General features: G+C 29.7%; 11 protein-coding genes and 1 pseudogene. 3 read left to right on the top strand and 9 right to left on the bottom strand.

The features are described from left to right. Positions 1-22: 22 nt before the first annotated feature. From pyrC to CCO88_RS08550, 4 genes are all read right to left on the bottom strand, one after another. A complete protein-coding gene (gene pyrC / locus CCO88_RS08565) occupies positions 23-1,027 on the bottom strand; it encodes a dihydroorotase (protein ID WP_002814321.1) in 1,005 nt (334 codons plus the stop codon). Positions 1,028-1,128: 101 nt separating this feature from the next. Further along, entirely contained in the window at positions 1,129-1,371 is a 243-nt protein-coding gene (locus CCO88_RS08560) for a replication/maintenance protein RepL (RefSeq protein WP_002778019.1), read from the bottom strand. After that, positions 1,362-1,718 carry a diacylglycerol kinase gene (locus CCO88_RS08555; RefSeq protein ID WP_002778018.1) on the bottom strand — a complete coding sequence of 119 codons (357 nt, stop codon included), beginning with the start codon at positions 1,716-1,718 and terminating at the stop codon, positions 1,362-1,364. Before CCO88_RS08555 ends, CCO88_RS08560 begins: the two co-directional genes overlap by 10 nt. Beyond that, a complete protein-coding gene (locus tag CCO88_RS08550; RefSeq protein ID WP_002799645.1) occupies positions 1,718-3,265 on the bottom strand; it encodes a phosphoethanolamine transferase in 1,548 nt (515 codons plus the stop codon). The genes CCO88_RS08555 and CCO88_RS08550 overlap by 1 nt, the downstream gene beginning before the upstream one ends. 115 nt (positions 3,266-3,380) lie before the next feature. Between CCO88_RS08550 and CCO88_RS08545 the strand changes: the two genes are divergently transcribed. Further along, positions 3,381-4,139, top strand: a complete 759-nt coding sequence (locus CCO88_RS08545; RefSeq protein WP_002799644.1) for an exodeoxyribonuclease III — start codon at positions 3,381-3,383, stop codon at positions 4,137-4,139. Positions 4,140-4,156: 17 nt separating this feature from the next. On the opposite strand, the pseudogene CCO88_RS08540 reads toward CCO88_RS08545, so the two are convergent. The 3 genes and pseudogenes from CCO88_RS08540 to moaC all read right to left on the bottom strand — a co-directional run bounded on the left by CCO88_RS08540 (position 4,157) and on the right by moaC (position 6,022). Continuing rightward, positions 4,157-5,318 (bottom strand): annotated as a pseudogene (locus CCO88_RS08540) (hypothetical protein). Continuing rightward, the gene (locus CCO88_RS08535) at positions 5,308-5,571 is read right to left on the bottom strand and encodes an HP0495 family protein (protein WP_002778007.1); all 264 of its coding nucleotides are present in this window, start codon (positions 5,569-5,571) and stop codon (positions 5,308-5,310) included. The pseudogene CCO88_RS08540 and the gene CCO88_RS08535 overlap by 11 nt, the downstream one beginning before the upstream one ends. Beyond that, complete coding sequence (gene moaC / locus CCO88_RS08530) at positions 5,549-6,022, bottom strand: cyclic pyranopterin monophosphate synthase MoaC (protein WP_002782713.1); 474 nt, start codon at positions 6,020-6,022, stop codon at positions 5,549-5,551. Before moaC ends, CCO88_RS08535 begins: the two co-directional genes overlap by 23 nt. A gap of 94 nt (positions 6,023-6,116) precedes the next feature. Between moaC and CCO88_RS08525 the strand changes: the two genes are divergently transcribed. Both CCO88_RS08525 and CCO88_RS08520 read left to right on the top strand, forming a co-directional pair. Beyond that, positions 6,117-6,269, top strand: a complete 153-nt coding sequence (locus CCO88_RS08525; protein WP_002786643.1) for a highly acidic protein — start codon at positions 6,117-6,119, stop codon at positions 6,267-6,269. 2 nt (positions 6,270-6,271) lie between these two features. Continuing rightward, complete coding sequence (locus CCO88_RS08520; RefSeq protein ID WP_002778004.1) at positions 6,272-7,582, top strand: MFS transporter; 1,311 nt, start codon at positions 6,272-6,274, stop codon at positions 7,580-7,582. Here CCO88_RS08520 and cheQ read toward each other — a convergent pair. Together cheQ and cheP are read right to left on the bottom strand one after the other, a co-directional pair. Next, complete coding sequence (cheQ, locus tag CCO88_RS08515) at positions 7,551-8,027, bottom strand: cheVAW transcriptional regulator CheQ (protein ID WP_002782712.1); 477 nt, start codon at positions 8,025-8,027, stop codon at positions 7,551-7,553. The two genes, CCO88_RS08520 and cheQ, sit on opposite strands and share 32 nt — an antisense overlap. Positions 8,028-8,048: 21 nt before the next feature. Further along, positions 8,049-8,912, bottom strand: a complete 864-nt coding sequence (gene cheP, locus CCO88_RS08510; RefSeq protein ID WP_002782711.1) for a cheVAW transcriptional regulator CheP — start codon at positions 8,910-8,912, stop codon at positions 8,049-8,051. Between the last annotated feature and the right edge of the window lie 280 nt (positions 8,913-9,192).

Raw genomic sequence — 9,192 nt, 5'->3', positions numbered from 1 at the left:
AAACTAGTTTTAAAACTAGTTTTTATTTTACTCTAAATTTTAAACTTTCCCCCGCCATAAAAGGAACTACTTTTTCATTCTCGTTTTTATATTCGTTTGGAACTTGCCATTCTTGATTTTCTAAAACAATGATTTTTTCTTTTTCAAAGGTTAAATTATGCACTTTACAAGCATTATCCGAAATAAACTTTTGCAAATTAACTTCATTTGAATTTTTACTAAAAAGATCAGCCAAAACACAAAGTGCTACACTCGCACTAAATACACCCGCTGCACAACCGCAACATTCTTTTTCATGCTTAGGATGTGGCGCGCTATCGCTTCCGAACATCACTTTTTCATATCCACCAAAAGCAAGCTCACAAAGTGCTTCTTTATCTTTATAATGCTTTGCTATAGGCTTGCAAAAAAGATGGGGCTGCATTTTTCCACCGATAACATCATCTAAAGTGATGATTAAATGATGTAAAGTAATGGTTGCATATAAATTTTCATAATCTTTCAAAAGTTCACATAAGGTTTGAGTCGTAATATGCTCCATAACAATCTTAAGACGCGGAAAATTTTTAGCTAAATTTTCATAGATTTTAGCAAAATTGCTTTCCCTATCCATCACAAAATCATTGGTTTCTCCATGTACCAAAAGTGGAATTTGTAAATCACTCATCGCTTCTAAAGTGGGTTTTAAATTCTCTATATCAAAACTTGAAACCCCACCTTTTGAATTTGTGGTGATGCCCGCAGGATAAAGCTTGATACCAAAAATTTCATCCTTAGCACTTTCAAGAAATTTTTCATCATAATTTTTAAAAAAAAGAGTCATTAAAGGAGTGAAATTCTCATTTTCACAAGCATTTATTATACGCGTTTTATAAGATTTTAAACTCTCTAAATCACAAAGCGGTGGAACTAAATTTGGCATAATCACACCCGCACGAAAATCTTTAGCACTAAAAGGTGCAACCAAGCTTAGCATGTTTTTATCTCTTAAATGCAAATGCATATCTAGTGGGTTTTTAAGTGTCATTTTTTCTCCTAAATCAATCAGCAAATTTTATCCTATAAAGCTAAAAATAATAATAAAAAGTGGTTCTAAGATAAAGAATACTTAAAATAAAAATTTATTTTCTAATCACAAGGGATGCAAAGTTGATAAAATCCATTTTTCAACTTTTTAAAAAGCTTTTTTTCTTCTAAAAATTTAAAAGTGGCGATGATGGTAGGTTTGCTTTGATTTAATCTTGCTTCAAGCTCGCTTATTTTTATCATCACAAAACCATTTTCATCCGCATTTTCACATAAAAATTGAAGCAGCTCAAAGCGTTTTTTACCTAAAATTTCTCTCATTAAATTTTCAATTTTTACAGCCATAATTTTCCTAAGATAAATCCCCAAATAAAAAGTGCTAAACACACACTAAAAAATACTGCCGCACTTGCACAATCTTTAGCAACTTTAGCTTTTTCATGCCATTCATTTGTAATCAAATCCACACAAGCTTCAATAGCTGAATTTAAAGCTTCAGTGATTAAGATGAGAATTAAAACAGTGATTAAAAACAAATGCTCCAAAAAGCTTACATCTAAAAAAAAGCTAAAAACGATAGCGGGGATAATCACACAAAGCTCTAGCCGAAAAGCCATTTCATTTTTAAGCAGGGCTAGAATTCCTTCTAGAGCATATCGTGCATTGTTTAAAAGATGATATTTTGGTTTCATTAATTGGCCTTTAAGGTTTGATTTAATAAATCATAATCTGACTCATAAACCATGGTTTTAACATCAAAATAACCCAAAAGTGTGCTGAAAAGATTATCTTGAGAAAGTTTTAAGCCTTTATGATTTTGAGCTGTCATCATGAGTTTTTTATCATTGCTCCAAAAAATGACAGGGATATGAGTTTGATAGCTTGGCGCTATAGCATAAGGCATTCCGTGTAAATAAATTCCATTTTCACCCAAACTTTCTCCATGATCTGAAAGGTATATTAAAGAACTCTCATAATCTTTTTTTTCTTTTAAAAGTTTGATAATCTCACTTAAAAGATAATCCGTATAAAGCAAAGTATTATCATAAGTATTGATTAAAGCTTCACTATCACATTTTGAAAGTTCATTAGTATCACAAGTTGGGATAAATTTTTTAAATTCGCTTGGATAACGCTTATAATAAGCTGGTCCATGAGAGCCTTGTAAATGAAGAACTATGATATTTTGAGTATCTAAATTTCCTAGTCTTTCTTTTAAAAATGGCAATAAATTCTCATCCCAATCGCTAGAAAGTTGCTGCTTGTCAGATAATCTATCGCAAACTCCCTTACATCCGCCTGAGTTATTGTCTATCCAAGAAGCTTTTACGCCTGTTTTTTGCAAGATATCCATAACATTTTCTTGATATTCACTACTTGAATAGTTTTGACGCTTTGAAAGAGAAAACATACAAGGCAGACTCACCGCTGTAGCAGTGCCGCATGAAGAAAAATTATCAAAAAATACTACATTATCTTTTTTGGTATAAAAATTGGTATCATTTTTAGCATATCCACCCAAAGAGTAATTTGCCGCTCTAGCGGTTTCACCCACTACCAAAACTAAAAGTTTTTTAGTGTGATTGTTTTCTCTATAAGCATCATTAGCTATAGTTTTAAATTCTGGCTTAACTTTTACAAAACGAACACAATAGCGATATACGGCATAAATTTGATAAAAAGGAACATTATACATTCTTATTTCATTGTAAGTTCTAAAAAAAGGTATAAAGGTTTTACTTAAAGGCACAAAGGCGATTAAAAAGATAGAACAACCCAACAAAGCACTTAAAACTCTAACCCGTATCTTTTTAAAGAAACCTTGCTCTGTATTATTTTCAATACGAATTCTTAAAATAAAAACACAAAAAAGCAAGACGACAATAGCCAATAAAACCAAACGCCAACTTAGCAAATCTTTCACTTCTTTTATGTCAGTTTGCATAACATTTTGTATCATATCTGAATCAATTAAAACTCCATAAAAAGTGATAAAATAAAGACTGGTACAGGATGATAAAATAAAAAATATAGACAATATTTTAGTTAAATATTTTACAAAAATAAGTGAAAAAATCATATGAACCAAACCAAAATAAGCTACGATAAAAACTAAAGTAAGCAGTAAATTTTGGGATAATTTTTCATAAACAAATGAATGTAAATTAAAATTTAAAAGTGTAATGAGTATGGAATTAAAAAGTACAAATCCAAACCAAGAAAGTTTAAATTTAAACATATTCTCCCCTTAAAAATAACTAAAAAGCAAAGTTTAGAAAGAAAAAACTAACCATTAGTAATATTTTTTATTAATTATGATATTATTTTTATTTCAAAAATTTAAGGATTAACTGATGAAACTACTTTCATGGAATGTCAATGGCTTAAGAGCTATTTGTGATAAAAATGCGCTTGATTGGATAATAAAAGAAAATATTGATTTTATAGGTTTTCAAGAAATTAAAGCACATGAAGATAAATTTCCTAAAAAAATTTATGAATACCCTTTTAAGCATATATATTCTAATTCTGCCAAAAGGGCTGGATACTCGGGTGTTATGAGCCTTTGCAATTTTGATAGTGAAGTTAAAAAATGTGAATTTTTTGATGATGAAGAAGGCAGAGTTTTAGAACATCGTTTTAAAAACATAGCACTTTTTAATATCTATTTTCCAAATGGACAAAAAGATGAAGAGCGTTTAAGCTTTAAGATGAAATTTTATGCGAAATTTTTGGTGTATTTAGAAAAACTTTTAAAGGATGGCTTTGAAATTATCATTTGTGGTGATGTCAATACCGCACACAAAGAAATCGATCTTACCCATCCAAAGGCAAATGCCAATACCTCGGGATTTTTACCGATAGAAAGAGCTTGGATTGATGATTTGCTAAAACTTGGTTTTATTGATACTTTTAGAGAGATCAATGGCGATATCAAAGAAAAATACTCGTGGTGGAGTTATAGAATGAAGGCAAGAGAAAGAAATGTGGGCTGGAGAATCGATTATTTTTTCATTTCAACAGGTTTAAAAGACAAGCTGAAAAATGCTTTCATAAGAGATGATATTTTTGGTTCAGATCACGCACCTGTAGGCATAGAAATAGATATTTAATATCCCAAAATGGGATATTATTTTTTAATGAGTTTTTTTGCCCTTTCCCAAAGTCTTACGCCTAACTTTTTAGCTTTTTTTGAATTTAATTCTTTGTATTTTTCCCCTGCTACTTTCTCAAGCTCAAGAATTTCTTGCTTAAAGCGATGCAATTTTCTTTGAGTTAGTCTATTAAAATCATTGATTTTTGGGTTTTTCTTGATATCATTTAAAACCAAAAGCAATTGCTCCCTACTCTCAACAGCAAGGCGTTTGAATTTAGCAAAAAGATTATCAAGCTCATGCTCTAATAAATTTTCAACTATATCCTTTGATGGATTTTTTTGTTCTTTAATTTCTCTTTTTAAAAGTGCGATAAAATCATCTTCTATGCCTATTAACTCTTTACTTTTTAAACTCACATCTTCTTCGAATTTTGCGTAAGCAAGTGTGGTTTTAAATTTTTCCATAGCTAAAGAAATTCCATCTCTAGTCCCTTTAATCGCACCAAGACAAAGATCTTTAGCATAAGCTATAGATTCATTTGCTATCTCAAAAGCTGTATTTAAAATAATACTTGAAATTTTTAAAATACGCTCTTTTTCAAAATGTGCCTCGCAAATAGCATTATAAACAAGACTTTTGGCAATTTCACTGCTAGTAAGTTCTATATCTTCAGCTTTTTCAAGAGTAGTTAAAAAAGCACTTTCAGCAGTTTCTTTTAAAATTCCAAGCATTTCTATATCAAATAAAATCGCATCATTTAATCCGCTGCTAAATTCATCGCAAAAAGAACATTCTTGTAAGATATTTTCAAATTCAAGGAAATTATCACTGATTTGATTTTTAATTAAATTCTTTTGATTTTCGATTTGTTTGTTTAATAATTCTGCCTCGCTGATGTATTCATAAAGGACATTTTGAGCATCTCCTACACTAGCTTTTACCAAAGCTTTGATAACTTTTGCAACATTTTCATCATCAAATAAATCAAGTTTTTTCAAAATGGTTAAAAACTCAACCAAAAGTGAATTTAAAATCTTTTTAGTGCTGTGTGGATCTTGTGAAATTTGCTTATACGCAAGATTAAAACTTAAATCCTCAAGCAAGTCTTTCACTTCATCTTTTTTGAGATTGGATAAAGAATTCTCAAATATAATCAAAGTATTTTTCATTTAATCCCTCTTTCTTAAAGCACAAATTTGGCTTTAGCTTTTAATTTTTCAAAAATATCCAAACGATCCTTTTTGCTATCTACATAAACACTGAGTAAAAAACTTTGATATTTTCCACTAGAACTTGCATTAGAATGTTTGTATTTAAAATCTCTTTGTCCCAAAAGCTCTTCAAACAAAGCTCCTGCATGAACATGCGCTTCAAAAATCACCTTATAATCCCAAAAAGTAGGATAATTAACAATAGGCTCTTGTTTAAGATCGCACAAATTTACCACTTTTACCCCCTTCTTTGCTTTCAAGTACAATTTCACTTATTTTCATTGTTTTATCGATGGCTTTAATCATATCATAGATAGTTAAAAGTCCTATGCTAACGCCGCTTAAAGCTTCCATTTCTACCCCTGTTTTACCCTCACATTTTACCGTTACTATAAGTTTAAAAGTATAATCTTTAGGAAATTCAACTATATCTGTCTCAACCTTAGAAATCATCAAAGGATGACACATAGGGATAATTTCACTTGTTTTTTTAGCACCCATGATAGCTGCTATAACAGCAGTTTGAAGTACGGGGCCTTTTTTAGCAGTATTGTTTTTTATAGCCTTAAAAGCTTCTTCGCTCATACTGATCATACCGCTTGCTGTAGCCACTCTTTTACTTATATCTTTTTGGCTTACATCTACCATTTTAGGGCGGTTGTTTTCATCTAAATGAGTCAATTCCATAATCAACCTTTTTTAAAAAATATAAAAAATTATAGCAAAAGCAATCAAATTTAAGCTAAAATTAGATTTTATTTTGTTTATCAAGGAGTAAATAATGGCTTATGATGATGAAAATTTAGAATTTGATGATTATGAAGGTGAAGAGGATGAGTATGCTCACAATCATCACAAATCCTATAATTATGATGATGATGATTATGACTTTGATGATGAAGCAAATGATGATGATTTTTATGAAATGGATTAAAAATGAGAAAAATTCTTAGTAAAAAAGATATAAAAACGCTAGGACTTTCATCTTTAGGTGGAACCTTGGAATTTTATGATTTTATTATCTTTGCATTCTTTTCAAGTTATATTTCAAAAAACTTCTTCCCTGAAAATTTAAGCCCTTTTTGGCAACTTTTTAATACCTATGGCATATTTGCAGCAGCTTATGTAGTAAGACCGCTGGGCGGTATAGTGATGGCACATTTTGGCGATAAATTTGGGCGCAAAAAAATGTTTATGCTAAGTATTTTGCTTATGGTAATACCAACTTTTGCACTGGCCTTTATCCCTTCTTATGAAAGTATTGGTTATCTTTGTGTAGTATTTTTAATGCTTATAAGAATAGCTCAAGGTATTTCCATAGGAGGAGAATTACCCGGTGCTTGGATTTTTGTATATGAGCATTCACCGCAAGGACAAAGAAGAACTTATATAGGCTTTTTAACAGCTTCTGTGGTGGGTGGAATTTTACTTGGAAGTATAGTATTTTTATTGATGCACAAAATTTACACTCAAGAAGAATTATACGAATGGGCTTGGAGAGTTCCTTTCTTTTTAGGTGGAATTTTTGGACTTATTTCAATATATCTTAGAAAATTTTTAAGTGAAACTCCTGTTTTTGAGCAAATGAGAAAAGAAAATGTTTTAGAAAAATTTCCACTTAAAGAAGTATTTAAAAGAGCAAAAGCAGGTGTTCTTATCTCTATGCTAATCACTTGGGTTTTAACAGGTTGTATTATTGTAATGATTTTATTTATCCCAAAATATATGGCAGAAATTTTACAATTTGATACCAATTTCCAAACTTATTTACAAATGGGTGGAATTTTCTTTATTTCTTTGGGTTGTATTATAAGTGGAATTTTAGCTGATAAAATAGGTATTTTTAAATCTAGTATTATTTTTTCCTTGTTTTTTGGCTTAGCTTGTGCGTTTTATTTTCACTTTCTTTACAATACAAATGCCGATATAACTCTAGTCAGTATTTTTTACTTGCTAGCTTGTCTTTTTGGTGGAGTGATGAATTTTTGTCCTTTAATAATGAATGAAGCTTTTGAAGCAAAGATTAAATTTTCAGGACTTTCTTTTTCTTATAATATCGCCTATGCCATTGCAGGAGGTATAACCCCTCAACTTACACTTTTATTGCATAAATTTGCATTTGCAAATTTAGATAATGCGTGGCGTTTTTCTTTGGGTTATTATATGTTTTTAATCGTTTTATTGGCTTTATTATCAGCTTTTATTTTTAGATATCTTAATAATACCCAACGCACATACTCTCAGTGATTTTTATACGCTTTTCAAAAGGCGTGGGGCTAAAAAAATGGCATTTTTCTATGTAAATATGCTGATAATAATTTAGCCCTAAAAAATCATAAAATTTTTTTAAATTTACAAATTTAATACCATGAATTTCTTTTAAATCTAAAAGTTTATAGATTGAAGAATTATTTTTTTTTACAAGATGCGATGGAGCTAATCCCGTAAAAGAACAAAAAGCACTTGCTAGCACAAAACCACTTAAATCGCTACATTGTTTTAAAACTTCTCGATGTTTTTCTAAAATGGAATTCTTGTGTAAAAAAATAATACGAGTCCCTTGATATCTACCAATTTCTACTTTTTTCCAAAATTTATAAGCATTTTTTGAAATTCCAGCTAAACGATGAAATTCCGCGTTTAAAACATAATGATCTAAAAATTCATTAGGAGGTAAAATGATACTTTTCATTAATTTAATAAAATAAACAATTTAACCTTCTTTTATTAGGTTTTCTTTAGCTTCTTTTGGAAGTTTTGAAATAAAATTATCAAGATTAAAATCAATCCCTTGACTTCGAGCCTCATTAATCAAAGCGATAGAAGCCTTGATATTAAAAGAAGAAAAATTATTATGAGGTGTAAAAAGATGATCAACAACTGAAAGAGCGTAAGCTGATTTTTTAACCTCATTTCTAGCTGCGTGCGGAGAGCGAGCAAAACAAATAGTTTCAACTAGCATATCATCAAATTTCCAACGATAAAGCAAAAATCCTAAGAATGAAATATGATCAACACCTAAAAATTCATTCTCTACCATAGATAAATCACTAAAATTATTTTTTTCCAATCTAGCTAAGAACTCGGCATCTTTTTTATTTTGAATAAGAAAATTAGAAAAAACTACAATACCAAGTCTTAAAAGCATAGAACAAGGCACTAGTAAATGCGATAGCTTTTTATCCTCATTGCCCAACCAATCCATGATAAAAGAAGTTTCCTCGCTGCATTTATTTACAAATTCTGTCGTGCTTAATCCATAAGGTGATACATCGATTTTAAAACTATCTCTAATTGAATCTGCCATGATAGTATTAACGATATTACCTATACCCAAAAGAGAGACAACTTGAGCCAAAGAGGTGATTTCTCTTGAAAAACCATAAAAGGGAGAATTAGCCAAGCGTAAAAGCTTAGCAGTCATTAAAGGATCACTTGAAATAATATTAGCAATTTCATCAATTTTTACATTAGAACCCGATTCGTTGATATATTTTCTTAGTTTATTTATAGTATCAGGCAAAGGAGGTAAAACTTCAACACTTCGAAGTAAAATTTCATTCATATCAGTTGCCATATATTTTCCTTGGGCTATAATTTTTATTAATCTATTATTATAACTAAATTTTAATTTACTTATACGATGATTTTTAATATATATGCAAGAAAGTTTCTAAAATGGCCTTATTGTGTTACAAAACTCTATGGCTTATAAGTGATATTTTAATTTTATTATCATATAATTTTTATGATTTTATTAATAAATCCTAAATAAAATTAGTTTTTAATGAGTTGTATTTTAAAATTTAAATGCAGTTTATATTGACAATCATGAGTTAAGATTTAAATCTTAACTC

The organism is Campylobacter coli LMG 9860 (genome assembly GCF_000254135.1).
GTDB classification, from domain to species: Bacteria; Campylobacterota; Campylobacteria; order Campylobacterales; family Campylobacteraceae; genus Campylobacter_D; species Campylobacter_D coli.
Note: the sequence above shows the minus strand (reverse complement) of the source record. Positions and strands in the feature narration are given on the sequence as shown.